Origin of the sequence: Frankia torreyi, from assembly GCF_000948395.1 — a bacterium.
Classification (GTDB): Bacteria; Actinomycetota; Actinomycetes; order Frankiales; family Frankiaceae; genus Frankia; species Frankia torreyi.
Window position 1 is genome coordinate 47,210 of the sequence record NZ_JYFN01000036.1, and the last position, 24,725, is coordinate 71,934.

22 protein-coding genes are annotated in these 24,725 nt (G+C 67.9%); 5 read left to right on the forward strand and 17 right to left on the reverse strand.

Going from position 1 to position 24,725, the window contains the following annotated elements:
• Nucleotides 1-202: 202 nt before the first annotated feature.
• Nucleotides 203-1,831 carry an AAA family ATPase gene (locus tag FF36_RS33060; RefSeq protein ID WP_128423346.1) on the reverse strand — a complete coding sequence of 543 codons (1,629 nt, stop codon included), beginning with the start codon at nucleotides 1,829-1,831 and terminating at the stop codon, nucleotides 203-205.
• Nucleotides 1,831-2,340 carry a HEPN domain-containing protein gene (locus FF36_RS33065; protein WP_157871729.1) on the reverse strand — a complete coding sequence of 170 codons (510 nt, stop codon included), beginning with the start codon at nucleotides 2,338-2,340 and terminating at the stop codon, nucleotides 1,831-1,833. The genes FF36_RS33060 and FF36_RS33065 overlap by 1 nt, the downstream gene beginning before the upstream one ends.
• 1,227 nt (nucleotides 2,341-3,567) lie before the next feature.
• Here FF36_RS33065 and FF36_RS38560 point away from each other — a divergent pair.
• From FF36_RS38560 to FF36_RS34990, 3 genes are all read left to right on the forward strand, one after another.
• Entirely contained in the window at nucleotides 3,568-4,032 is a 465-nt protein-coding gene (locus tag FF36_RS38560; RefSeq protein WP_236705717.1) for a helix-turn-helix domain-containing protein, read from the forward strand.
• A gap of 174 nt (nucleotides 4,033-4,206) precedes the next feature.
• Nucleotides 4,207-4,719 carry a 2'-5' RNA ligase family protein gene (locus FF36_RS20485; protein WP_236705718.1) on the forward strand — a complete coding sequence of 171 codons (513 nt, stop codon included), beginning with the start codon at nucleotides 4,207-4,209 and terminating at the stop codon, nucleotides 4,717-4,719.
• A gap of 494 nt (nucleotides 4,720-5,213) precedes the next feature.
• Nucleotides 5,214-5,741, forward strand: coding sequence for a hypothetical protein (locus tag FF36_RS34990; RefSeq protein WP_206778466.1), 528 nt, complete (start codon nucleotides 5,214-5,216; stop codon nucleotides 5,739-5,741).
• Nucleotides 5,742-6,081: 340 nt separating this feature from the next.
• On the opposite strand, the gene FF36_RS20495 is transcribed toward FF36_RS34990, so the two are convergent.
• The 5 genes from FF36_RS20495 to FF36_RS20520 all read right to left on the reverse strand — a co-directional run bounded on the left by FF36_RS20495 (nucleotide 6,082) and on the right by FF36_RS20520 (nucleotide 9,051).
• On the reverse strand, nucleotides 6,082-6,456 hold the full coding sequence (locus FF36_RS20495; protein ID WP_052681258.1) for a hypothetical protein: 375 nt from the start codon (nucleotides 6,454-6,456) through the stop codon (nucleotides 6,082-6,084).
• 183 nt (nucleotides 6,457-6,639) lie between these two features.
• The gene (locus FF36_RS20500) at nucleotides 6,640-6,954 is read right to left on the reverse strand and encodes an antibiotic biosynthesis monooxygenase family protein (RefSeq protein WP_044886748.1); all 315 of its coding nucleotides are present in this window, start codon (nucleotides 6,952-6,954) and stop codon (nucleotides 6,640-6,642) included.
• A gap of 330 nt (nucleotides 6,955-7,284) precedes the next feature.
• The gene (locus tag FF36_RS20510; RefSeq protein ID WP_044886750.1) at nucleotides 7,285-8,007 is read right to left on the reverse strand and encodes an HAD family hydrolase; all 723 of its coding nucleotides are present in this window, start codon (nucleotides 8,005-8,007) and stop codon (nucleotides 7,285-7,287) included.
• A gap of 248 nt (nucleotides 8,008-8,255) precedes the next feature.
• A complete protein-coding gene (locus FF36_RS20515; RefSeq protein ID WP_044886751.1) occupies nucleotides 8,256-8,459 on the reverse strand; it encodes a hypervirulence associated TUDOR domain-containing protein in 204 nt (67 codons plus the stop codon).
• 103 nt (nucleotides 8,460-8,562) lie between these two features.
• Nucleotides 8,563-9,051: a MarR family winged helix-turn-helix transcriptional regulator gene (locus FF36_RS20520; protein ID WP_242419286.1), complete on the reverse strand. Its 489-nt coding sequence runs from the start codon at nucleotides 9,049-9,051 to the stop codon at nucleotides 8,563-8,565.
• Nucleotides 9,052-9,097: 46 nt separating this feature from the next.
• Between FF36_RS20520 and FF36_RS20525 the strand changes: the two genes are divergently transcribed.
• Entirely contained in the window at nucleotides 9,098-9,871 is a 774-nt protein-coding gene (locus FF36_RS20525; protein ID WP_044886752.1) for a pirin family protein, read from the forward strand.
• 205 nt (nucleotides 9,872-10,076) lie between these two features.
• On the opposite strand, the gene FF36_RS20530 is transcribed toward FF36_RS20525, so the two are convergent.
• The 6 genes from FF36_RS20530 to FF36_RS20555 form a co-directional block, all read right to left on the reverse strand.
• The coding region (locus FF36_RS20530; RefSeq protein ID WP_206778467.1) for an effector-associated domain EAD1-containing protein at nucleotides 10,077-10,632 on the reverse strand (556 nt) is incomplete at its 5' end.
• A gap of 167 nt (nucleotides 10,633-10,799) precedes the next feature.
• Nucleotides 10,800-13,592: a type 1 periplasmic-binding domain-containing protein gene (locus FF36_RS20535; protein WP_206778468.1), complete on the reverse strand. Its 2,793-nt coding sequence runs from the start codon at nucleotides 13,590-13,592 to the stop codon at nucleotides 10,800-10,802.
• A 380-nt stretch (nucleotides 13,593-13,972) separates the two neighbouring features.
• Entirely contained in the window at nucleotides 13,973-15,094 is a 1,122-nt protein-coding gene (locus FF36_RS20540) for a hypothetical protein (RefSeq protein WP_052681259.1), read from the reverse strand.
• Between the two features lie 83 nt (nucleotides 15,095-15,177).
• Entirely contained in the window at nucleotides 15,178-15,456 is a 279-nt protein-coding gene (locus FF36_RS20545; protein WP_044886756.1) for a hypothetical protein, read from the reverse strand.
• Nucleotides 15,456-18,140 (reverse strand): SUMF1/EgtB/PvdO family nonheme iron enzyme, encoded by a 2,685-nt coding sequence (locus FF36_RS20550; protein WP_044886757.1) that lies wholly within the window; start codon nucleotides 18,138-18,140, stop codon nucleotides 15,456-15,458. The genes FF36_RS20545 and FF36_RS20550 overlap by 1 nt, the downstream gene beginning before the upstream one ends.
• Complete coding sequence (locus FF36_RS20555) at nucleotides 18,137-18,928, reverse strand: class I SAM-dependent methyltransferase (RefSeq protein ID WP_044886758.1); 792 nt, start codon at nucleotides 18,926-18,928, stop codon at nucleotides 18,137-18,139. Before FF36_RS20555 ends, FF36_RS20550 begins: the two co-directional genes overlap by 4 nt.
• Nucleotides 18,929-19,151: 223 nt before the next feature.
• Here FF36_RS20555 and FF36_RS20560 point away from each other — a divergent pair, with 223 nt between their 5' ends.
• Nucleotides 19,152-20,141: a glycosyltransferase family 4 protein gene (locus tag FF36_RS20560; RefSeq protein ID WP_044886759.1), complete on the forward strand. Its 990-nt coding sequence runs from the start codon at nucleotides 19,152-19,154 to the stop codon at nucleotides 20,139-20,141.
• A gap of 63 nt (nucleotides 20,142-20,204) precedes the next feature.
• Here FF36_RS20560 and FF36_RS20565 read toward each other — a convergent pair whose 3' ends face one another.
• The 4 genes from FF36_RS20565 to FF36_RS20580 form a co-directional block, all read right to left on the reverse strand.
• On the reverse strand, nucleotides 20,205-21,683 hold the full coding sequence (locus tag FF36_RS20565) for a glycoside hydrolase family 130 protein (RefSeq protein WP_044886770.1): 1,479 nt from the start codon (nucleotides 21,681-21,683) through the stop codon (nucleotides 20,205-20,207).
• A 17-nt stretch (nucleotides 21,684-21,700) separates the two neighbouring features.
• On the reverse strand, nucleotides 21,701-22,720 hold the full coding sequence (locus FF36_RS20570) for a hypothetical protein (RefSeq protein ID WP_044886771.1): 1,020 nt from the start codon (nucleotides 22,718-22,720) through the stop codon (nucleotides 21,701-21,703).
• Complete coding sequence (locus FF36_RS20575; RefSeq protein ID WP_082122090.1) at nucleotides 22,717-23,973, reverse strand: glycosyltransferase; 1,257 nt, start codon at nucleotides 23,971-23,973, stop codon at nucleotides 22,717-22,719. The genes FF36_RS20570 and FF36_RS20575 overlap by 4 nt, the downstream gene beginning before the upstream one ends.
• 97 nt (nucleotides 23,974-24,070) lie before the next feature.
• Nucleotides 24,071-24,725: TCP-1/cpn60 chaperonin family protein (locus FF36_RS20580; RefSeq protein WP_044886773.1), on the reverse strand; the 655-nt coding region annotated here is incomplete at its 5' end.

Below are 24,725 nucleotides of genomic sequence, written 5' to 3' on the forward strand. Positions count from 1 at the left end.
GGCCCGCGCCGCGCGACGGCTGCGCGCGGCCGTAAACGGCCGTGCTCGCCGGTGCGTCGCCAGCCCCCTGTTACAAATAATTCCACAACCGAGGAGTACCGCCGGCCGTCAGCGACGCGACGCGGGTATGAAACGACATGACCCCTCGCTATCTCGGATTCGCGTGCCGCGAATGACGCGACTTGCCATGGATCTACAAACGCTACACCACCCAATCTCCGAGCTTCAGAATAGGAGTTTGACGAAGGTGATCGCGGAAGCGTGTCCCCGTCAGGCGCTGCAGGCTATTAGCCTTTCCGGTGAACTGATTGGTCCATTGACCATTCTCCAAATCTAGGACATTGAGGCCGCGCTTCAGACGCACATCCGCGTACTCGCTAAGATCAAGCACGTAGACTTCGTATTTTATGCCCGCTCGATGCTGATCGGAAAGTGAAGCCTCGATCAAATGCGCAAAGCGGAGATCGACGAGTCGAGCTAGGACTTCGTACCCGGGGCTTCGATTCTGAGAGATATCCACTCTGAAGTATGTATACTTAGCGCCTCTCACGGCAGAGGAGATTGCATCAAGTGCCGAGATTAGTTCGCTCGACCGAGCGGATGAAACATCTTGGTCCAAGTCACGCTTCTTGCTTCGCGCGGCATCACCGGCCGCTTGTGCCACATCCTGGCTTCCTATCTTGTCCGGCTTAGTCCGATTCTTGCGCGCGACCACGATAGATGATGCAAACAAATTCAAGTAGTCGCGTGGAACGCCACCGGACGCCAACACCAAGCGCCCGAGAGCGGAGCTCTTCGCGATTACAGAAGGAGCACCGACACCGGAGGCGATTGTGTATTCGGACAGGACCGATTCAAGGAAGATCTGAGCTGCTTTGGGATTCTCGAGCGTCACATCCAGGTCGATTTTTGATGCATCATGCGGCAACTCGAGCCCTGTTCGCGAAGACGGTTCAAATGGCCGAGTGAGTCGCTCAATACTCGCTACTTTAAGCCACCCGTTACAGTCGCGCAAAGTTCCTGCGAGATAGTCAAGTAGAAGAGGCTGTTGATCTCCGGGGAGCAGATAGAAATCATCAAGGAAAACATACATGCGCACGACTCCATCACGAAGGACGCCACGCAGCACACTGTTGATACTCGCGATTCTCGGGTCGATTGAACCGTCCTCCAATCTATCTCTCGACCTCAGGGCAGCTATACTGTCCCGTTCCGAACTCAATCTTGAGGCTGTTGGAGAACGGGATGATCCGAGATGCGTTATTATGGCCGACAGAATCAAATCTGCTATCACTAGATAAGCGGCATCGGCGTCAAGTCGACGCACGATATGGGTATTAACCCATATAGCTACGTGACCCTGTTTTTCAGCCATACTCTTAGCCTCTAGCAGCAATGATGTTTTTCCCACACCTCGACGGCCATAAATGAGATGGTGTCTCGAAGCAATCGTTGCAGCCAGACTTGCCCGAGGGTCCTCTACATAACGCAGACTTGGAAGCGCATCCGAGGTGCGGGACCGCGCCTCAAGAAGCTGAATCAACTGGGTGACATTTTGACTTGCAAGTGGGCCCACTTCATTCGGCACATCGGGGTTTATTGGATCGCCGATGGACGATCTGAACGTTACCGCGAAAGCCGAATCACTTTTGTATCGTTGATTAAGCTCGCGCTCGAGGGGGCCCGCGAAACTCTGGGCTTTTACAAGGTCCTCTTTGTCGACATAAATAATCAACCACCTTTCACCGGGAAATTCCCGCTCATCGACTTTCTGAACTCTAATATCCCATTCGGATAGCTTCTGTGTCAGATCATAAATGTGCTCAGACATCACACGTATCCGTTCTCGATAACAAAAGATTCGCAGGTTTTTACGAACACCGCCGCACTTGCGGCAAGTTTCCTGGCGTCATACTCCCATGCCTGCAAATTGGCTGGATAGCAATCATAGTCAGCCTGGTTGCGGAGAAGACGAGCTTCAGTCAGCTCGGCTTCCATCGTTACAACACCTGCCATCTGCTTCGGCAAATGGCGCGGAAGTTCGGAGTGTCTCTCAAAATCATCTCCTTTTTCGACCGCGAATACAACTGCTCGTGCCGCATGGTACATTGCATAATAATGCCTACTAATGGCCGAGCGATAATACGATTCTCTGATCATTCCATCGCCGGTACGCAGTTTTTCTCCAGCAAGGGCGAGTCGGTCGGAAACTACTTGGGTAACAATCTCGACGATCGGAAATGGATGTCTCGACTTGCCAGTCGAGAATGCGGCGACATCCTCTTTGCGAAGAGTCGAAACGTGTAGATAAATCTTTTCGACCGATGTTGCCGTAGGCATCCAGATTCCTTCTTCGTTAGCTGACGTCATCCCCTAAGACGAGTGAAGCTGTCCATCGTACGACATGGCAGAGAATCGGCGGTAGCGGGGGCAGCTACGGCAATACATCCGTGGAAATCGTCATCATTCACCAATTTACGCTCAATAGCGACATTCGCGACTAGAGTGACACTGCTCTCACGGCTTCGACCGGCCCCACCGGCGCAATACCGCCCGACGTCCAACAGGCGAACGCGCGAAGTCCACGGACGCACGGCTGGTTGGACCTCGGTCTGAGCAGGTTTGTGCGATCTGGCCATGGCGCGGTAATCTGGTCGGCCTCCCGCCATCGCGCACGCCAGGGGGCAGAAAGGCAGGCAGGGGGACGCCGGCGGACGGCCGGGAGACAGAGCCAGTTGCAGCGGACAGCCCGACCCGTTCGCCTTGCCAGCGGCGAGACTGGCGGTGGTTGCCCGTCGACCCCGGCGGATACGCATTGTCACCTTCATCGGAGGGGCGCCGTACCCCAGTCGTACTGCAACGGGGGTGGACGCCCGTGGACGTAGGCGGGCGCCGTCGCGTGCGCTAGCTGCGTCGATGGACTCTGGCGGACAGGCATGGACAGCTCTCATAAATCTACGGATTAGAAGGTTCGGCGCATCGCCTGAATGGACGCTGGTGCAGGTAGGGCGGGCGCATAGGTCCCCCCGACCCTCCGAGCTTGGGCCAAGGCATACTCAGCCGGGACACTTTGCGTCCCCATAAGCGAGTGCTCGCCCAAGCATCGCTCCTTCGCTGGCCAGGCGGTGTACCCACCGCTGTACCCGAGCCGGCGGACGTCGGTGGACGGGCAGGGACGCCCACGGACTTGGCACCCTGGTCTGCCCGGCCCGGCGGACGGCTGCGGACATCGTCGGACGAAGCGCCCGCTACTCTTAATCCGCGGGTTCGGGGTTCAAGTCCCTGACGGCGCACCCGCTCCCACCAGGCATTTCAGCCGCTCCAGCCGGTCTGCCGTTGTGGCCCAAGCAGCCAGCCCGGCAGCCGCGGGCAAGCATCATTCATCCTCGGCGCCTTCCGGCTGGTTACTGCTGTTTTCAACATCCGGCCTCGCTTCCCGCTGCCCACTGCGCCAACGGACTGCGGCACCGGCCCGACATGGCCGCCGCCCTCGCCGACCGCGACATGCGGACCGTGCTGGCGATCTACAAGCGGTGAACCGGCGCGTCTCAACCCCAGATCGCGACCATGACTGGGGTGCCGCAGCCGACGATCAGTCTCATCCTCAACGGCAAGCGCCAGGTCTCCAGCATCGAGACCTACGAGAAGTTCGCCGAAGGACTCGACATCCCCCGCGAGCGCCTCGGCCTCGCCGCCGCCCCATCCCCCGCGGACCAGCCGGCCGAAGGCGCTCCGGGATCAGCCGTCGCGGTAGTAGCCGCCGACGCTGGGCCGGACCGGCGGACGGTCCTCGCCGCGGTCGGGGTCGCCGCGTGGGCGATCGATGAGGAGCTGGACGAGGTCACCCGGCGGATGCAGCTCTTCGCCGCGTCCAACGTCGATGACGCCTCCTTGGAACAGTTGGAAGCGAGCGCCGAGGTCGTCGGCCGCCGGGCCAAAAATTTCCTGACCACCGCCGCCCCCTGGCGCACGGTGCCGGAGATCGCGAACGTCGCGGACGCAGTCAAGGCGTGGCGGATGCCCACGGCATAGCCTGTTGGGCCGTGCCACTCACCCCCCGAGCAGCAGGCCGACGCCGACAATTGGGAAACCTTCCGCCGCACCGAGCGGATGGCCGACCACTGGTGGTGGCGCCCCGGATGGCGACCCGACCGGCACTACCTGACCTGATATCTCGTCTTCCACGACCAGGCCCTCACCGACCATGTGGCCGGGTTTCAACGCGAGCTTGCCGACCTGGACTACCTCGACCCCGTGCCCGTCGACGGCCTGCACATGACCGTGCAGGGAGTCGCGTTCGCCGACGAGATGCCCCCCGACCAGGTCGCCGCCCTCAGGAAGGCCGCGGACGAGCAGTGCGCCGACATCGAACCGTTCACCCTGGCTGTCGGCCCGATCGCCGCCTATCCCGGCGGGACGTTCCTGCGCGCCGCCCCCTGGGCACCCGTTGCCGAACTCCGGGAACGACTACGCACCGCCATCGGCACCGCGCTCGGCCCGGACCGGGTGTCCGACGAGCCGGCCCGGTTCAAGCCCCACATCAGCGTCACCTACTGCAACGCCACCCCACCGGCCACCGAAGTCATCGGCCGCCTCACCTCCCTACGGCAGCGCCCACCGATCAGCCTCCCCGTAGCCAGCGTCGACCTCCTCGAACTCCGCCGAGACGGCCACGCCTACCGCTGGGACATCCGCCACCACATCAACCTCACCACCTGAACCACGATGAGGGCCAGAAGCACGCCGACCGGCATGCACACCCGGCGGCAGCATGTCGAAAAACCATCGCACGCTGCCGAATCCCTTGTTTAGGATCAAGACACGGTGCGGGCCGCGCCGCGCGACCGCCTGCGCGCGGCCGTAGACGGCCGTGCTCGCCGGGCGCGTCGCAGCCCGCACTGCCGAGACGATCCGGAGATATTCGAAGAGCGTTACTGGCTAACAGATTGGGAGAGCAGCCGAAAGCGAGGCAGGGCGCCGCGCCCATCCGCCACACATATCCGGTTAGCGGCTGAGGACGAGAAGTACGCGCTAGCACATCTGGCCGGGAGACCGCATCACAGTGCCATGCTCCGAGCGAATCGACCCGCACACCTACCAAGCGAGATCACGGGAGACAGGAAACGATAACACGACCAAGATTACCCCTCATTTCTTATGCGAGGTGGAAAATTTCTAGTGAGAACGCTTCCCTCATTGTCGCAGTTGTCGGAGTGTGCGGCACTCTGGCATCTTCAATATTTAGCCAGCAGTTGTCGCAGCGCGTCAGACTTCAAGAGTTGGAGCATAACGAGCGCCAACGCCTTGCAGAGCAAGAGGCCGCCAAGGAACGGCGAAATATGGATCAACGGCGTAACTGCTATGTCCAGTTGAACGCCAATGATCGAAATTATCGCGACGCGATGCTAGCTTATGCTTACGCATTAAAGGCAGAGTCTGCCGGCGAGGCCGAAGCGGCGGAGGTGGCGGCGGCCCGACGAGCCCAGCGTGATAGCCGGGCAGAAGCTCAGATGACTGCGAGCGACGAGGTTCTCAACAGCGAAGGTGGCATCAACGCCCAGCTCACCGAGGCCTATCGACTCCTGAAGCAGATTGAGCGCGCAAGCGATGCGAACACGCGTGAGCCCCTACTGGAGGAGGTCATTGAGCTTTTGGACGAGATCATCCTTATGATGTCGCGGATGAGAGCAATCATGCGGATCGAGCTAGCGATCACCGACAGATCGCCATTCGAAGATTAGCACCCCGGTCAGCCTTCGTGATTATTACCAGCACAGATCGAGACCACCAGCCTGACTGCATCTGTGGGTATCGAGATCTGTCGACCGTTCGAACCGGGCCAGGTTGGTGCCTGACGCGTCTGCTCTCCCGGCAGCCGTGGAGTCGGGGCCCCGTGTATCCACCGCTGTACCCGAGCCTGCGGACGTCGGTGGACACCGGCGGACACTGGCCGGCGTCGAAGCCCAGGTCGCGCCGACATGGTGGATATCGGTGGACGTCCGTGGACGGCGCGCTGGCTACTCTTAATCCGCGGGTTCGGGGTTAAAGTCCCTGACGGCGCACCCGCTCCCATCAGGCATTTCAGCCAATCTGGCCGGTCCGCCGGAGTGCTTCAGGTAGCCATGGGTACACACCACTCACTTCTCGCGACGCAGCCGAAGCATCACCCGGCTCCGGGTCGACCCCGGCGAGACGGCTCAGAAACAGCCGCACCGTGGTCAGCGCCTCGGCGTAACCGGCCCTGTACGCCTCCTGCTCACCGGACGTCATCCACCGCGCCCGGCCCGGCACCGCATTCGGCATCGGCAACACCGAGCCCTGCAACATCAGCAGGTCCCGCCGAAAGAGCGCCTCCGGACGGCGCATCCGATAGACCATGACCAGGTCGACATCGCCGTAGGCCGTGGTGAACTCCAGCCCGGAGGGCAGGTCTGGTTCAAGTCCCTGACGACGCACCCGCCACTAGGTCTTGGACTTGGCGTTCATCTCGGCCACGGCGATGGCCTGGTGCAGGCAGTTGTAGGCGACGGTCTGGTCACGGCAGGGCAGTTCGGCGGTGAACGCCACCACTCACCGGGACGCGGGGCCCCCAAAGATGATCTTTGGTCGACCAGACCCGGGGCTGTGCGCTGGTCAGTTCTACGCAGAGTCGCCCGCTACCGAACGCTGGACGACTTCGAACTCCAGCAGGGACGAGCCCGAGGCCACGGGACGGGCGCGCTCGCCGGAGTGTGCCTCCATGGCCGGGCCGGTGAGCCAGGCCTGGAAGGACTCCTCGCTGTCCCAGTGGGTCACGACGAAGTACCGGTCGTCGCCCTTCACCGGGCGCAGCAGCTCGAACGAGACGAAGCCGGGCTGGCCGTCCACCGCATGCAGGCGGTTGGCGAAGCGCTTCTCCAGCTCGGGGCCGGCGCCCTCGGGAACCTCGATGGCATTGATCTTCACGACGGTCACCCGTTCAGCCTAGGCCCATTCCGGGCAGCCGTTGCAGGGCACGGCGACGTCGGCCGGGACGCGGGGCGGCTTCGGCGCTCATCGGTCCGGGCTGCCCACAGGGCGCTGATGGGCAGCGCCCAGATGCGGTCATCGAGGTCGAAGGGCATCGACCTCGTGGCCGTCGCGGGAGCGGAGGTGATGCAGCCGGGCCCGCGCAGTACAAGGTTTGCCGGTGGCGAGGCCCGGTGGCTGCCCTCCGGCCGGGGTCCAGATGGCGGTTACCCGCCGGGCGGCCCGATCGAGCGGGCGGACGTGACTCCTGTGACCCGGCGGGTGATCGAGTAGACGTCACGATGAGCGGAACGTTTCTCGCCGACCGCCGGCACTGACAGCCCCGCCGCGCAGGAGCCGGCCGATCGGGGAGTCGTCGAGGTGGGCCAGCAGGTCGTCCGGTCCGGTGTAGACGGCGACGGCCCCGGCCTCGCGTAGCTCGTCGCGGCCGATGCCGCCGGACAGGACCGTCACGCAGGGTATCCCGGCGTGGGCCGCCGCCAGGACGTCCCAACGGGTGTCGCCGACCATCACGGCGTCGGCCGGGTCGACACCGGAGCGTTCCAGCGCGATCTGGACGATGTCCGGCGCCGGCTTCGACGTCTCGGCGTCGGCGGAGGAGGTCACCGCGCTCAGGCAGTCGTCGACGTCGAGGGCCTCGCGCAGCGCCCGCAGCTCGTCGGCCGGCGCCGAGGTGGCCAGCACGACCTGCCCGCCGCGGCGGGCCACCTCCCGCACCAGCTCCCGGGCACCGGGCAGCGGCTGGACGAGGCCGAGGAAACCGGCGTAGTGCTCGGTGTGGGCGGCGGTCAGGATGTCGTCACGGCGGCGGTCCCGATCCGGCGCCAGCGCGTCCAGGAGCTGGTCGGAACCCATCCCGACATGGCGGTGGACGGCGACCATGGTGACCGGGTGCCGCTCCTGCCGGAACGCCCGGAACCAGGCCAGCACGTGGGCGTAGTTCGTGTCGACCAGAGTGCCGTCGAGGTCGAACAGGACGGCGGGAGCGGAATCGGTCACCGTCCGCTCTTACCCCGGCCCGATCGCCTTACCCGGGTGAGCGAGGTGTTCGTGACGTGGCCGGGTTCCCTGCCGGGGCCGGAGGTTCCCGGGTCCGGCGGTTACCGTGCGGCGGTGACGGAAGACCGGGTCGGCGAGGACGACGGCGGCGTCGCGCGGGCCAGGAACGAGACCGCGGCCGAACGGGCCGACCGTAACTGGAGCGAGTGGGTCGCTAGCCAGGCGGCGGGGGCCAGGGGCTCCGCCGGTCAGATCTTCGTCAGCGCATCGGGCTTGTGCACGGCTTCGCCACCGTTGTCACTACGGACGAGATACTGCGGTTCGTCCCCGCTGGCCCGGACGGTCCGCCCGGCCGCCTCGGTGTCGCCGGTGATCCGGCGGACGACCTCACCTGTCGCGCTGCCGCCATGGCTGGACCAGCGCACCCGGTCTCCCTTGGTGAACTCCGTCATGATTCCCCCATCGCCTCGGGACCTTCTCCCGGGGACTACCCCGCACCTCCGCCGGCACTCGACGGCACGACCACGACCACGACCCGCGAGGATGCCCGACCCGCTACTGAGTGAGAGCCGTCAGGATCGAACCGAGGATGGCGTCGAGCGCGTCCACCTGGGCGTCGGTGAGGGCGTCGAAGACACCGGCCCGGACGAAGGCGACGTGCGCCGGTGCGGCGCGCTCGATCGCCGCCCGCCCCTGCTCGGTCAGCGCCACCAGGGCGCCGCGGCCGTCGTCGGCGCACTCCTCCCGGGCGACCAGACCACGGCGTGCCATCCGGGAGACGTGGTGGGACAGCCGGCTCTGCTCCCAGGACAGCTCGCGCGCGAGCCTGGTCACCCGAAGACGCCCGGCGGGGACGTCGGTGAGGCGGACGAGGACCTCGTAGTCGGCCAGCGAGAGCCCGGCGTCGGCGGCGAGCTGACGGTTCATCTGCGCGGTGAGCTGGCTCGTCATGAGCAGGTACCGACGCCAGACCCGCTGCTCACGCTCGTCGAGCCATCGCACGGGCTCGGCCGGGAATGCGCCGACCCCAGAGTTGCTTGACACGTCATCAAGTTTAGATGACGCGTCATGGAGATGAGAAGGGTCCATCATGGTCAACGTGACACCGCAGCCCACGGTCGACATCCGCCGCGCCGCCGAGCGCCCGACGACGAAGATCGACTGGCTCGACTCGAAGCACTCCTTCTCCTTCGGCCACCACTACGACCCGGCCAACACCCACCACGGGCTGCTGCTGGTCAGCAATGACGACACGGTGCGCGCCGGCGCGGGGTTCGAGACCCATCCGCACCGCGACATGGAGATCGTCACCTGGGTGCTGCGCGGCTCGCTGGTCCACCAGGACTCCACCGGCAACTCCGGGGTGATCTACCCGGGGCTCGCGCAGCGGATGAGTGCCGGGCGGGGCATCCTGCACTCGGAGAAGAACGACGCCTGGCGCCTCGCCGGTGGCGGTGACCCGCACGACGAGCCCGTGCACTTCGTCCAGATGTGGGTCGTGCCCGACGAGCAGGGCATCACCCCGGGCTACGAGCAGCTCGAGATCGACGGCGAGCTCCTCGGCGGCGGACTCGTCCCCGTCGCGTCCGGGATGGAACGCCACGACGGCGCCAGCGCGATCCGGATCAGGAACAGGTACGCCGCGCTGCACGTCGCCCGGCTCGGTGCCGGGCAGAGCGTCCAGCTACCCGACGCCCCCTATCTGCACCTGTTCGTCGCCCGCGGCGAGGTCACGCTGGAGGGGGCCGGCCCGCTGCACACCGGTGACGCGGTCCGGTTCACCGGCGTCGGCGGCCAGCGGGTCACGGGCGTCGAGCCCGCCGAGGTCCTGGTCTGGGAGATGCACGCCGCCCTGACCCGCTGAGCCCCGGCCGACCATGCCCGCGGTCGGACGGGGCCGGCCCTCGTGGAGTGCCCCGAACTGGTACGAACGTCGTACCGAGTGCTCCGCGCGCTGCGGGGCTGGTCGACCCGCACGGCCGGCTGGAGCTCGCTCGTTGGATCGGCCCAGACCTGCATGTCCGGGCGAGCGCCCGCGAGGGTCTGAGCTAGTACCCTGGCGGCCTGGTTCAGCCGGCGGAGAACCAGGGATTCGCCGGGTAGTCGGCCGCGGCTTCCCGAAGAATGCGCACCCGCCCATCCGGGAAGGCACCATCGATGACCAGCCGGTTCACTTCCGACCAGAACGCCTCGCTGCTCCGCTCGGGCCTGGGCTGGCGGCGGTACGGAAGCCCCGCGCGCTCCAGCAGCCGGCGCGCGGCGGCCGGGTCGCTGTAGACGTCGGCGAGGGCGGTTGCCTCACCGACGGTCAGACTCCCCGACGCGGGCCCGGGGAACGGAGGCTTCCGCCGCTGCCCGTTCGCGGCCGAAGACCGCCCGGCGGCGCCGCGCACAAGCGAGTCGACCACCCGGTACACCCGCCCCCGACCATCCATCTGCCCGACGACCGAGGCCATGGCATCGAGGCCGCCGTCGGTAGCGGCACATTCCGAGACGAAGGCGAGCAGCCAGAGCCGCCGAAACGACACACTCGGAACCTGCAGGGGCAACCCGAGCTGCCGTCCCGTCAGCCGGGCGAGCATGCTCAGGCTCGCCGGCTCGGCGAACAGCGGCTCCGCGTCGAGGNNNNCNNCGNCGGCCTCGACGNCCCCGCCGNCCCCGCCGGTCCCGGCGCGGCCCGGTCCCGTCACCGGCCTGGCGTCACCATCATGCACATCGATCAGTCTGCCACTGCCGCCCACCGCACCCGCCCGGTTCACCGTGCGCCAGCCGAGCGCCGACGTCCAGCACCCCTAGCCCCCGACGGGGCACCAGGCGTTCGCGTGCCAGCCGTGCCTGCGACCGCAGGAGGCCCGGCTCTGCGGCAGGCCGCCGTCGACGACCTCCATGACGGCGATGAACTTGTCGGTCGGCGTCTGCTGCTCGAGGCGACCGCCGAAGTCGATCAGCCCGCTCTCCCCGTCGATGGCGTTGGCCCCGTGGATGTCGCTGAGCTCCCGCCACATCGCGGCGGGGCCGATGGGTACCTGGCTGGCGGCGATGTTGCGCAGCGCGCCCTCGACGGTCTGGACGGAGTCGTAGGCGAGGCTCGTGCTGCCGTCCAGGAAGCTGTCGTTGTTCGGCCCACACTCGGCCGGGAAGATACCCCTCAGTTCGGCGTAGAGAGCGCTTTCCGGTTCACACGGCTCCTTGTCGGCGGAGAAGGATAGATAGTAGTACGGCACCGCGGGGAACTCTCGCCGCTTCGTCGCCTCCGCCACGTAACGGGAGATCGCGTCGTTGCCGATGATGACCGGTGGCGCCGACTGGCAGTGCAGGTTGATGCTGTGCAGCACCGTCTCGAAGTCGATGTTCCGCCCGGCATAGAAGATCACCCCCGGAAAGCCGCACGCCTGCCTGCCGACGTCGTCTGCCGACGGGGCGTCGACATGCTCCGCGGACGTCCAACTGTCCGGCGCGAAGGCCTCGGTGGCCTCGATCCTGAAGCCGACGCCCGGGGCGCCGAACAGCTTCTCGGCGTCCGCGGCGAGGTTGCTGCTGTAGTCGTCACTGGGGTCCGCCGAGTACAGGATCCGCACCTCGGGCGCCAGTCCGGCGCGGGAGGCCAGCACGTTCTTGACGAACGCGGCCCCCACCGCGACCTCCCGCCGGTTCTGCGGTGAGACCTGGAAGTACATCTTCGAGGCGTCGGCGAGGCGGTCCGCCGAGAGGGTCACACCGATCGACGGGATCCCGGTGACGGTGAGCCTCCGGATGGTCTCCACGGTCTTGTCTCGGCTTTCATCGAGGCCCAGCACCGCCACGACCGGCGGGCTTTCACGGGACCGCCTGCTCAGCATGTCCGCGACCGCCGGTCCGTGCTGCACGTGTTCGCCGCCGTTGGCCAGGATCACCCGGGTGAGTGGCCCGTCGTGGGTGCCCGCGCCGAGCTGGGCGTGCTGGGCCGCCGCGACGCCGAGGAGCTCGCTCCGTTCCGACGTGAACGAGCCCGCGGGCGGCCCGCTCGAGGTCAGCCCCAGCAGGTAGACGATTGCGGCGTAGGGGCGCGACGGATTTTTCTTGTGTTGCGTCTCCGCGTCCTTGTTCTGCTGATAGATCTGCTGTTCCACCGGGACCAGGGTGCCTTGCGGGTCGGTAAAGGGGTATCGGTTCTCGCTCAGACCGACGCACTCGTTTCCGATCATGCTCAGCGTCGCGGCGTCGGGATGGTGGCGATCGAGGCCGCAGTGCGCCGTGCGCCAGCGCGCGTCGTCCTGGCTGGAGATCCGCAGCGGAATCGTGGCACCGAGCAGGACTCCCGCCGCGATCAGGACGGCGGCGACGCGGATGAACCAGCGTCGACACCACAGCGGGGGCGGGTCGAGGGTGAAATGTCGCGCCCTTTCCAGCGCGTTGCGGGTTTCCAGGAAGTACCGGGTCTGCAGGGTGTCCGCGCCGGGTGCCACGTCGTCGGGAACCGGAAGCGGCGTGGAAATGACGAAGGACAGGTACCAGGCCGTCGACAGGCTCTCTCTGCTGTCGTTGGCCAGACGCCCGCTCCAGTCCTCGTAGCTCTGCAGGGGCGCGTCGATCCCGGTCGGCCGGGAGGGGTCCTCGAGGGAACATCCACGCAGCCGCGGGGGCACCGAGTCGCTGACCGCGATGACGAGCAGCGGATCGAACAGCGCCGTCTCGTTGCGGACGTCGCTGAGCAGGTCGAGGAAACGGAATCCGCCGTTGCGCTCGTCGACGCCCTCCAGCAGGGCCACCGGGTAGGCCGTCCGGCGCAGCGCGCGCAGGCGCCGACGCCGGTATGCCTGCCGCAGATCCGCCAGGAAGGCGCCGACCAGCAGCTTCGCATGAAACTCCTGGATCGCGCGGTTCTGGGCGGTGGCTTCGCACAGCCGTTCGGCAAAGGCGAGGACGGATTCGGGACCGTTGCGGGCGCGGTGCGCCTCGACCCGCAGCCAGGCGAACTCCGCGCCGAACGGCCCGGGCAGCCGTCCGGTCACCTTCAGCCGGAACCAGACCCGGGGAGTGAGGATCCGCAGCCACCGGACCGCGAGATTGGCGGCGGTCCCACCGAGGTCGGGCAGGTCGCCACCGGCGGTGTCCCGGCGGCTGCGTTCCCGTTCTCGCAGCCTCTGTAGCAGCACCCGGTCCCGGTCGGCGTCCCGGTCGGCGTCCTCGTCGGCGAAGGACTGGGCGAGCAGCCAGCCGACGAGCCGGTAACGCGGAAAGCGGATGCGCCCGACGCTTTCCCGACCGAGCTCGGCGCGTATGCGCCGCAGAACGGGCAGGACTTCGTCGACCGCGGTGCGGGCATGCGGACCATCCGGCCCCGGCGGATCGCTGGGCTCCGGCGGATCGCTGGGCTCCGGCGGGTCGTCCGGGTGCGTCTGGCGCGGAAGCCGCGGCGCGAACGAGTAGCGGCTGACCGGAACGCGCCCCGGTCGGGCGTCCGCCAGGGATTCCGCGATCAACGCGGGGATTTCCGCGTCGTACTCGTCCACGAGAGAGAGGATGGGAAGACCCTGGCGTATCCCGTCACGTCGCCGCAGCCTGCGGGTGGTGACGGGCGCTTCGCCGCGTCCCGGTCTGCGCACCAGCACGTTGATGAGCGCGAGCAGGTCCGCTATGCCGGGAAACAGTGTTCTTCGGCCGGGGCGAGGCCGGCGTCCGGCCCGGGACGATCGGCCCCCACCGTCAACCGCCACAACGATCGTCTTTCATATTCCCGGTCATGGACCGCGAAAAGATCCTGTGCACGGAGACCCCCGTCTTTCTCCCACAGCCGCCCCGAAGGCCGCATATCCTCAGCCGCGGCTGCCGGCCGTCCCGCCATTACCTTCCGTCGAGGTGCGCCACCGTATCGCCGCCCGACGTGCGGGTTACGGACGAGCTGGTGTCGACTTCGTGACCGGAAATTGCCGCACGATAGCACACGCCGGATAGCGACACCTATGACAGCATTCCGAAACCATGATCATTCGGAGTTGCGCAGGGAGCGGAGGAGGAGACGGCCGAAGCGGGTGAGGAGCAGGGTGCCGGAACCGACAAGGGCGGCGAGTACGCCGATGGCCAGGGCGAGTGCCGAGTTCGTGCCCAGGACCTGGAGCACTGCGAACGCGGCGCCGAAAGGCAGGCCGATCACCGTGAGGACGCCAAGGGCTGCGCCGACCTGCTGGCCTTCCTGTGTCTGGGCGATCCGGGTCAGGTCGACGATCTCGGTGAGCACGGCGTCGAACCGTTCGGGCAGGTGGTGCTGTTCCTGGTAGGCGGTGAGGATGGTGTTCGCGGGTCCGTGATTGCTGGTGTCACGCAGCCAGTAGATATTGCGGAACCGGGCGGCGCGCGCCTCGAGCCGGGCGAGGTGGCGGGGAAGGTCGTCGGCCTCGAAGGCGCGGGCGGCTTCGTCGATCATCTCGGTGATGTTGGCGTTCTGAATCATGCCGACGAGCAGGGCGTCAAGGTATGCGGTGTGGGCGTAGAGCTGGGCGAAGCCGAAGTAGATGTCCTCGGCTCCGCGGTCGGGTCGCAGCCCGACGAACGCGGCGCCGTCCCGGTTGACCACACCGCGCCAGTCGGCAGAGAGGATCACGCGGCCGTCGAGGAGCTGATCGGCATGCTCGGGATCGGGTGGGAAGTCCGTGTTGGTGGTGCGTGACGCCAGGTGCCACAGCCAGGTGTCCGCGGTCGTCCACGAGTCGATGCGGACGGCGTCCGGGGGTGGCGGCGGGTCGGCGGTCGGGAAGGTCTGGAACGCGACCGTGAATGGTCTCGCCGGTGAGGCGAGGCAGGCCCAGGACGGCAGGACCGCAGCGAAGTCGGGGGGTGCCGCGGTGCTGCCGCGTCGGCCGGCGACGGCGCGCAGGACGTCGAGGAGCACCGACCCGTCGGCCCGAACGTGAAAGATCGCGAAGGCCCGGTCCGGGCGTTCGGCGCTGGGCAGGAGAAGTTCCACTCCGAACAGCGGGCCGGCGGCCTCGTCGCCGAGCCGATGCCAGCGGCTGGGGCGGTCCTGCGTTCCGTAGAGAATACGGGCGCAGGCGGCGCTGAAATAGGTGCTGCGGACGGCGGCCGTGGCCCGCGTCTCCTGATGCCGCAACGGCAGGGGGCCTTCCGGCCAGTCCGGCGTGCCGATGATCGAGGCGGGATGGACGGCGACGAAGGAATGCCGGCCCGTCGGGTCTACCGATAGAATTCGTCGACCTCCGGCAGATCAAGCCTGATCACGAAGTGAGCGCGACCGGTGGGCGGGTCGACCTCGAACCGCACCCGTTCCCCGATGATGATCGTGCGGAATCCTTCAGTGACGATGTCGCTGTAGTCGAAGCCGTGGATCTCTCCACTCTCGTCGTCGCGAACGAGATAGGTCGCGGTGACCCGGTGGGGACCGCTGCCCAGCGGCTGACGATCGACGATCCGGCCGAACCGCTGCCCGCTGTCAGGCGCGCTGGTCGTGGTCATCAAACCTCCCGTACGCAGCGGAACCCGACGGCGTTGCTGCTGCCTCGCCGCAGGTACAGCGCCTTGGACGAGGTCTGGACGGCCCGGTACGGGTTGTCGTAGGAGCCACCGCAGATGACGGCCGAGTTGATGCCGTCGAAAACGGTCTCGGTCCACTCCCAAACGTTGCCGGACATGTCGCGCACCCCGAACGGCGACAGGTTCGCGGGATGGTCGGTGACCGCGGTCGGGGCGCAGTCCCGCAGCCGGCCGCCGTCGATCTCCTCTTTCCACACCTCGTAGGTCACCAGCGGCCGACCGCTCCAGGAGTCGGCGCAGTTGACCGCGGCCAGATCGAGGTCGTCGCCCCAGGGAAAAAGCCTACCGTCCGTGCCGCGGGCGGCAACCTCCCACTCGACGCAGGTTGGGAGCCGCTTACCCTCGAAACGGGCGAAGGCGTAAGCGCTCCACCAGTTCACACAGCTCACCGGATGATCGTCATACGCCGGATCGGTGAAGTACTCGGGGTTTCGGAGCCGTTCCTGCCAGGGCTCATGGCTGTGGCCGGAAGGGGTGTCCGGGTGGTCCCACTGCGCGCAACCCTGCTCCGCGACCGCGGCGAGGAACGCCTTGTACCGCCCGACGGTCACCGGGAACTCGTCGAACAGCACCGGCCTGTCGATCGTGCGGAGCAGTAGGCGGTGACTCGGCCCGACCAGGTAGGTTCCAACCGGCAGGGTCTGCGGCGGCGCGGGGATGGCCTCGGCGCCGAGGTGGACGAGGAACTCCCGGACCTGTTCGGTCAGGATTGGTTCGGGGTTGCCGGCCGCGGCCCGCCGTCCGGCCGCCGTTCGCAGGTAGCGAGCCGCGAAGTACTCCTGGAAGACGGTGTGCACCAGCGCCACCGTGCCCGGTCCGGTCGGGCGGAACAGGGGCGCGAGCAGGAACGTCTCCCACGTGACTCGTCCCTCGGTGAAGCACTCGATGCCCGCGTGGGTGCAGATGTCGGCCAGGCTGAACACCGCCTGGTCGGCCAGGAACGCCGGACCGAAATAGCCCTCCAGCTTCGGCAGGAGGTCCGCGTGCCCGACCGAGTTCAGGACCTGGTCGACTCGGGCCGCCACCAGATCTGACAGGAGCCCGCCCGCGAAGGCCGCGGCTCCCTGGGCGAGCCGGCCGGTCTGCTGGGCAAGTCGCAGTTCCAGCGGCGAGACCGAGTAGACCTGCTCGTCCGTGCGAAGCTTCAGGTCACCAAGCCGGACGACGCTGAACCGGGGAAGCTCCAGCGGATCGACCCCGCCCGCGTGCAGTTGCTGCACGAGCCGCTCAGAAATCAGCGATGAGCTGTTGAGCAGCCGGCGAACCTCGGGCGAGTCGGCGAGGAACGAGTAGCGCGACGACATCACGACCGTCGACTCGGCGGACAGGGCCTGCGCGACGTCGGAGAAGACGCCGAGGAAGGCCTCTAGGCTCGTGTTCGGCACCGCCTCATCGATCGCGTCGAGCACGCACAGTACGGACCCAGCGCGAATCAGGTACAGGAAGACGTCGAAGACCCGGTTCCGCGGGACCGTCATGTATGGATGGAGGATCCGGGTGACGAAATCCCCGAAATCCTCGCCCGACTCCTTCGTGCTCATGTCCAGATAGAAACGGTAGCGGTGACGCGCCGGTATCGAGCCGTCCGCCGCCAATCTTTTCAAAAGCGTCGTTTTCCCGCTCCCCGGACCACCGATGACGAGGATATTCGCCGAGGTCCCAGCAAGGCGGCGCAGTATCTCTCCCGCATCGTACGTGGCGGTGACCGTCATCTCGCCGGTATGCTGGTCGGCCTCCAGAACGTCAGCGGATATCCTGAGCGGCGCGCCATCGCGCGGTTGTGTGTGCGGATAACTGAGCGCCAGCTCGGACAGGTGCGACGGGACATCGACGATTCTCTCGATGAACCGCTCATAGGCCACGATACTGATCTCACCGTCCGCGAACGGTGCAACGTCCTCGGACGGTTCATCCTCGACGATCAGGAACCGGGTGTGCTTCGGAAGCTGGGTGTTGAGGAGCTCTCCGCCGGTCGCGACGAGAAGCTGGGTCAACTCCTCCAGACTGCGACTGAGCATGATCTCAACATACTCGGCCTGCAACCCCATCTGCCGACAGAACAGTTGGTAGACCGTACTCTCGGACAGCTCGAACCGCTTGATCGCCTTGTAACCGAGGGTCGCGTAGAGTCCCGAGAGGAACTCGGCCCGCTGCTCGACGAAAGGATCAAGGCTGGGCGCGTCCCCGGTGATCGCGGTGACATCGGTACTGGTGAACCAGTCGAGGACGTCAAGGAGCCGACGCACCGCGAGGAGACCGTCTTCCTCTGCGATCTCGTAGCCATCGTGCGAGGATCGGTTCCGGAGCCGCTGAATGTCGGTGAACGCGTTGATGACGTTGGTGCTGCGGATATGCGGCCGACAGCCTTTGATTAAATCGTTCAGTGCCCGCCCGGACGGATCCCCCGGAACGTCGTGATGTGTCCAAAGCTGCTTCAGCAACCGTTCGGCTATCTTTCCGACGAGCGATACGGTGTTCTCGGGATAGCCGTCACCCAACGACTTGATCGGCCGATTGAAATCGAGCCCGAGATGTCGCGCGATTCGGTCATGGCCGTTCAGTTCGCCTTGCAGCCGATGAAGCCGGTCATCAACGGTCTCCGTCACGAGACGGACCTCCTCCGGATGCCAAGCACGAAGGCGAAACGGTCCGGGAAGGACAGCACCGTCTCCGGGTGACGGGCATCGATCTCCGCCACACCCGCTTGGATCTCGTCATCATCGAACGTCGAGAGCAACGACATGTACCGGCTCCGCACCATCGCGAGATATCGATCCTTCGGGATGGTCAACGGGTAGTCGCGGTAGGCGAGACTGGCGGACAGCCCGGCGTCCCGCATATGGTCCGCGACATCGGACGGATCCGGCTGCAGCTCCTCGAAGCGTTCCAGAGCCGCGTCGAAAAGCGGATAGGCGATCCGGGTCGGCAACATCACGATGAGGAAACGGCCATCAGCGCTGAGAAGGTCGGCGAGCCCGGCGACGACCCGCGCCCGGGCGGTCGGGGCGACATGATGAATCGCCTCTTTGACCATCACCGCGTCGACCGATCCAGGCTCAACGGCCAACTCCGCCTCGGACCCGTCCACACCCGCGAGCTGCTCGGCCGACGCACATACCGGGCGAAGCCCCGGATCCACGGGAAGCTGGCTCAGCATCGCCTCGGACGGGTCGGCACAGAGGATCGGCGTCGACGGTCGGATCAGCTCAAGGACGCCACGGGTGTACAGCCCAGTTCCGCAGCCGATATCGATGATCCGGTCCCGTGAGGTCAGCGCGAGCGCCTCGGACATCTCCCGCGCCATCCAATGGAGGAAGGCGTCGCTGTAGGTCCAGTTCTCGTCATAGGCGCCGGCTAGGCGCTCGTAGTGCGCAGACGTTCCCGGCTCCGCCAAACTGGATCACCTCCGGCCCTGGATCCAATCGGATCGTAACCGATCGGCTCCCCACCGGCTCCGCATCGGGACAAGTCGCGACGCGCCTCGTATGTCCTCGCCTGTCCAACGGGATGCGAGGCAGGCCCATACTGCTCGCGGACGGTCCGTGGAGACTCCCGGCTTCGAGGCGGTTGAGCATGGTGATCGACAGGGCGACACGGGGCACGGTGTGAAGGTTGCGATGCTGGCGCCGGTGGCGTGGCGCACCCCGCCGCGGCACTACGGCCCGTGGGAGCAGATCGCCAGCCACCTCGCGGAGGGTCTGGTGGCGCGCGGCGTCGATGTCACCCTGTTCGCGACGTTGGACTCGCACACGGCCGGGAAGCTGGAGGGCGTATGCCCGCACGGGTACGCCGAGGACCCGGCGCTCGACGGCCGGGTGTGGGAGGCGTTGCACGTGTCCCATGCGCTGGCCCGCTCCGGCGAGTTCGATCTCGTGCACAGTCATCTCGACTGGCTGCCGTTGGCGTTCGCGGCGCAGGTCCGGGCCCCGATGGTCACGACGGTCCACGGGTTCTCGGACCCGCGCATCCTCCCCGCCTACAGCCGGGCGGCCTCCGCCTACGTGTCCATCTCCGACGCCGATCGCAGCCCTGAACTGGACTATGTCGCGACGGTGCACCACGGCATCGACCTGGCGGCCCTGCCGTTCTCGGCGGCCGGCGGCGAGGATCTGGTGGTACTCGGCCGGATCCATCCCGACAAGGGCACCGCGGCAGCCATCGAGATCGCCCGGATGGCCGGCCGGCGGCTGGTGATCTGCGGGATCGTCCAGGACGAGCATTACTTCGCCGAGCAGGTACTGCCCCACGTCGACGGGGACGCGGTGAGCTACCTCGGGCCGGTGGGACCGTCCCTGCGAGCCGAGGTGCTGGGGTGCGCCGCGGCGCTGCTCCATCCGATCGCGTTCGACGAACCGTTCGGCCTCGCGGTCGTGGAGGCGATGGCCTGCGGCACACCGGTCGTCACCTACCCGCGTGGGGCCATGCCGGAGATCGTCGACGAGGGGGTGACCGGGTTCCTGGTCGACGGCCCGGCTGCGGCGGCGGCCGCGGTGGATCGGGCCGCCGGCCTCGACCGTGCCGCCTGCCGGGCCAGGGCGAGCCGGCGGTTCTCGACGGCTCGCATGGTCACCGACTATCTCGCCGTCTACGGACGCATCCTCGGCTGACAGGTTCCGCGGTTCGGGCCAGCCCCCCCCGGGGGTCAGGCCCATCGAGTCAGGCCCGTCAGGTCAGGCCCGGGGGATCATCCGCGCGAGCAGGGCGTCGACGGACACGCTCGCCATCCCGACCCGGGAGTCACCGATCCCGTGAGGCAGCCACAGCCGGCCGTCGTGGACCAGTCCGCCACAGGAGTAGACGACGTTGGGGACGTAGCCCTCGGCCTCGGTCGCGATCGGGGTGAGCAGCGGCTCGGGCAGTGCCGCGACCACGGTGGACGGGTCCGCCAGATCGAGCAGGATCGCTCCCACCGTGTAGGTGCGCATCGGCCCGACGCCGTGGGTGAGGACGAGCCAGCCCGCCGACGTCTCGATGGGTGAACCGCAGTTGCCGACCTGGATGAGTTCGAAGGCCGCCGTCGACTCGTGGACCGGGCGAAACGGTTCCCAGACCAGCCCGTCAGCCGAGGCGGTCAGACCGGTGGTCTCCCCGTCGGATCGGCAGAGCGCGAGGTGACGGCCGCCGACGAGCCGCGGAAACAGCGCCATCCCCTTGTTCCGGGCTGCCGGGCCGGTGAGCGGCGAGGTCGTGAACGTCCGCAGATCGGGGCTGGTGAGCAGCCGCGGCCGGATGTCGGTGCCGTCATAGGCGGTGTAGGTCGCCCGGTAGTCGACGGTCCCGTCCGGCGCGGTGAAGCGGACGAACCGCGCGTCCTCCATTCCCTTGCTCTCGCTGGCGACGGTGGGCCACAGCACCCGTTGCGCGAGACCGCTGTCCGCCGGGAACTCGACTCTTCGCAGCGTTCCGGCGACGGACCGGATCCCGGCCAGGATGCCGGCGGCCTGGGGACGGCGCAGGAGATCCGCAGGCATGCTGGCGAAGGCCTGTTCGAGGTCACCGCCCGCCAGGCTCCGGTCGAGGGCGTCGAGGACCGAACGCGTCACCTCGTCGTCGAGGCCGTGGTCGATGAGCAGGGCACGCAGCCGACCGTGCTCCCAGGTGACCGGCACGGCCATGCCCGTGGTGAGCGGGCCGGTGCGCGGCTCCAGTCGCACCGCCGGACCCGGGCCGATCACGGCGACCGCGAAGCCGATCGAGGACAGGTGCCCCTCGCCGACGGCGCGCAGGCTGAGCGCCAGCCGCAGCGCGCCGGCCGGAAGCCCCGACTGGTCGGGGTGCGCGACCGCCGAGGGATTGGTGACGGCCGCGCCCTCCACCGCGTACTCGGCGGTGAAGCACGCGCCGAGCAGCAGCGTGCGCGCCGGCGAGAGCTCCGCCGGCGTCCGGACCCGAGGAGCGACGATCGCGGCGTGCCGCGTCAGGATGCCCCGGTAGTCCCGGTGACGCGGCCCGAACCGGTCGAGCAGGGTCGCGGCGAGGCCGTCGACCTCGTCGTCGCCCAGGGCGAGCACCCTGGCCACGATGCCCGCGGCCCGGGAGTGCAGCTCGCCGCCCTCCTCGCCGGGCAGAAAGAGCTTCGCGATGACCCTGCCGGGGTCCGCGGTCAGCGTCAGTGGATGCCGGGTGACCAGGTCCGACTCCAAGGTCACGGGGTCGGACTCCAAGGTCACGGGGTCCTTGACGCGAGCAGGCGGCGAGCGTGCTGCGCTGTCGAGAGCAGGGCGAGGGTGGACTCCGCCCCCTGGTTGGCGTTGCATCCCTCGGGTTCGAGACCGTCGTGGCAACCGCCGGTCGCGACGTCGATCAGCGGGGTGCCGTTGTCGTTCTCGCCGAGGAACCACCCGTGCGCCCGCCCGAGACCGGTAAGCCACCGGTTCCGGCCGGTCGCCGCGTGGGCCCGCGCGCAGGCATCCGCGATGGCCGCGGCCTCGATGGGCTGCTGATCGAAGCCGGGCCTGCGATCACCGCGGGGGCTCCGGCCGTCGACGGGGGTGAGTGACAGCGTCCCGCCTCGGGTCTCCACGTGGAGCAGCCAGGCCAGCAGCCGTAATCCGTCCGCGAGCGCCGCGGAGTCGGGCAGGCACATGCCGGCGAGGATCAGCGCCTCCGGCACCGCCGCGTTGGCGTAGCGCAGTGTGGGCTCGGGCCACGGCCAGGCGGGATCGTCGCCGATCGGGCCGATCGCGGTGACGGCGTCCGTGAGCAGGGCGCGGGCCGCGGTGTCGTCCGGGTGGGCGAGCAGCATCTCGCCGGCGCCGAGGGCGGCGAAGGTCATGGCCCGCGGCCAGGGGGATCGCCGAGCGGCGCTGGCCTGGAACCCGTCGCGGGCCATTGCCCGCAGCCGCGAGGTGGGCGCCAGGGCCGCCGCGGTGCCCAGCCCCCACAGGGCCCGCCCCCAGCAGTCGCCGACCTCGGGGTTGTCCAGCCAGCGACCCTCGGTGTCCCGCCGGTTGACGATCGTCCCGTCCGGCGCCTGCGCCGCCAGCACGAAGATGAGATAACGCTCGAGCAGTCGGACGAGCTCCAGCGGTGGCGACGGCTCGCGGGAGAGGACGACGAGCCCGCGCGCGACGTCGTCCACGCAGTAGCCGTACTCCCGGCGTGGGATCGAGCCGAGCGCATGCTCGAACAGGCCGATGTCGTCGCTGAGCCGGAGAAGATGGTTGAACGAGATCGCGGCCGTCACCGGCTCGCCGTCGCGGTCGCGGTCGCGGTCGCCGTAGCCGTCGTCGGCGTCGGCGTCGGCGTCGGCGTCGGCGTCGGCGTGGGCACCGTCCCAGGAGCTCGCTGGGACGCGGGCGCGACGCCCGGCCTGCTTCCGGTGCGGGCGGCCAACCCGGCCGCCAGCCGGCGGTAGCGCTGGGCCACCGCGGGCCACAGCAGCTCGGGTGCGTGGGCGGCGGTGGCGCTCGCCAGCCCGCGGACGACGCCGTCGTCGGTGATGATGCTGCGCACCGCCGCCGCGATCGCCGCCACGTCACCGTGGGGTACGAGCAGGCCGGTGCCGTCGCCGAGCAGTTCGACCGCGTGCGGGAAGCGGGTGGCGACGACGGGCCGCAGCGCCGTGACCGCCTCGATGAGGATGCCGGAGGTCACCTGGTCGACGGAGTCGTAGGGGAGCAGGACGACGTCGGCGCCGCTCACGAGCTCGGCGAGCGATCCCGGGTCGAGGTAGCGGTGGTCGAAGACGACCGCATCGGTCACGCCGAGCCGACCGGCCAGCGCGGCAAGCCCGTCGCGGTACGCCTCGCCCTCCCGGGCGAGCACCTTGGGATGGGTCAGGCCCGCGACGAGGTAACGCGGAGCCGGGTCGAGGTCGGCCAGCTCCGCCATCGCCGCGATGCCCCATTCGATGCCCTTGCCTGGGCCGAGCAGGCCCCAGGTGAGGACGGTCGGCCGGGCGGACCGCGCCGGCGCGGCGCGCCGGTTCTCGGCCGCGCCGTGGGGGATGACCGAAACCCGGTGCGGGTGGGCCCGGTACCCGTCGACCAGCCGGACCCGCGCGGTCTCGGTCATCACGACGACCGCGTCCGCGGACGCGACCAGCGCCTCCAGGACCTCGCGCTGGTGCGGGGTCGGGCGCACGAGCACGGTGTGCAGGACGACCACCACCGGCACCTCGAGGTTGTCGAGGACCTCGATCACCTCGTCGCCGTCCGGGCCGCCGTAGACCCCGTACTCGTGCTGCACGACCACGACGTCGAAACCGTTCAGGAGCCGCGCCGCGCGGCGCGGGCCGCCCGGGGTTCCGGCCACCAGGTCCCCCACGACGGCGGCCGGCCGCGGGCCGGGGCCCGCGGGCGTGTCGAGCAGCCGGACCACCCCGCTGGAGGCGCCGGGCGCCGTGCTGGTCAGTTCGTCGAACAGCGCCGCCGTGAAGGTGGCGAGGCCGCACTGTGTCGGGGGGTAGGTGCTGAGAAAGCCGTAGCGGAGGGGCACGGAGGCCCACCTTCCGGTCACGTGCCGACACCGAGTCGGCCGGCGGGTACGCGAGCGCTGTGCTCGGCGTGGATGCGCGGTGCGGCTGGCCGGCAGGTCAGAAACCCATACCAGCCATGGCATCCGCGCCGTCCCCGGCGCCGGCGCCACCAACCGACGGACGGTCCGCCACGACAACCTCGATGGTGAGGAACAGGCCGGCGATCGACGCGGCGTTCTGCAGCGCCGAGCGGGTGACCTTCACCGGGTCGATGATGCCGGCGGCGATCAGGTCGACGTACTCGCCGGTGGCCGCGTTGAGTCCGTGGCCGACCGGCAGGTCCCGGACCTTCTCGACGACGACACCGCCCTCGAAGCCCGCGTTGCTCGCGATCTGGCGGAGCGGGGCGGCCAGCGCCAGCGCCACGATCCTCGCGCCGGTGGCCTCGTCGCCGGACAGGTCGAGCTTCTCGAAGGCGGTGATCGACGCCTGGAGCAGCGCGACGCCACCACCGGCGACGATGCCCTCCTCGACCGCGGCCTTCGCGTTCGACACCGCGTCCTCGATGCGGTGCTTCTTCTCCTTCAGCTCCACCTCGGTGGCCGCACCGACCTTGATGACCGCGACCCCACCGGCGAGCTTCGCCAGACGCTCCTGGAGCTTCTCACGGTCGTAGTCCGAGTCCGACTTCTCGATCTCGTTACGGATCTGGCTGACCCGACCGGCGATCTGGTCCGGGTCACCCGAACCCTCCACCACCGTCGTCTCATCC

Coding starts and splice junctions, on each gene's coding strand:
- FF36_RS33060 (WP_128423346.1), bottom strand. CDS start 1,831: ATGTCTGAGCACATTTATGATCTGACACAGAAGCTATCCGAATGGGAT.
- FF36_RS33065 (WP_157871729.1), bottom strand. CDS start 2,340: ATGCCTACGGCAACATCGGTCGAAAAGATTTATCTACACGTTTCGACT.
- FF36_RS38560 (WP_236705717.1), top strand. CDS start 3,568: ATGACTGGGGTGCCGCAGCCGACGATCAGTCTCATCCTCAACGGCAAG.
- FF36_RS20515 (WP_044886751.1), bottom strand. CDS start 8,459: ATGACGGAGTTCACCAAGGGAGACCGGGTGCGCTGGTCCAGCCATGGC.
- FF36_RS20525 (WP_044886752.1), top strand. CDS start 9,098: ATGGTCAACGTGACACCGCAGCCCACGGTCGACATCCGCCGCGCCGCC.
- FF36_RS20545 (WP_044886756.1), bottom strand. CDS start 15,456: ATGACCACGACCAGCGCGCCTGACAGCGGGCAGCGGTTCGGCCGGATC.
- FF36_RS20560 (WP_044886759.1), top strand. CDS start 19,152: ATGCTGGCGCCGGTGGCGTGGCGCACCCCGCCGCGGCACTACGGCCCG.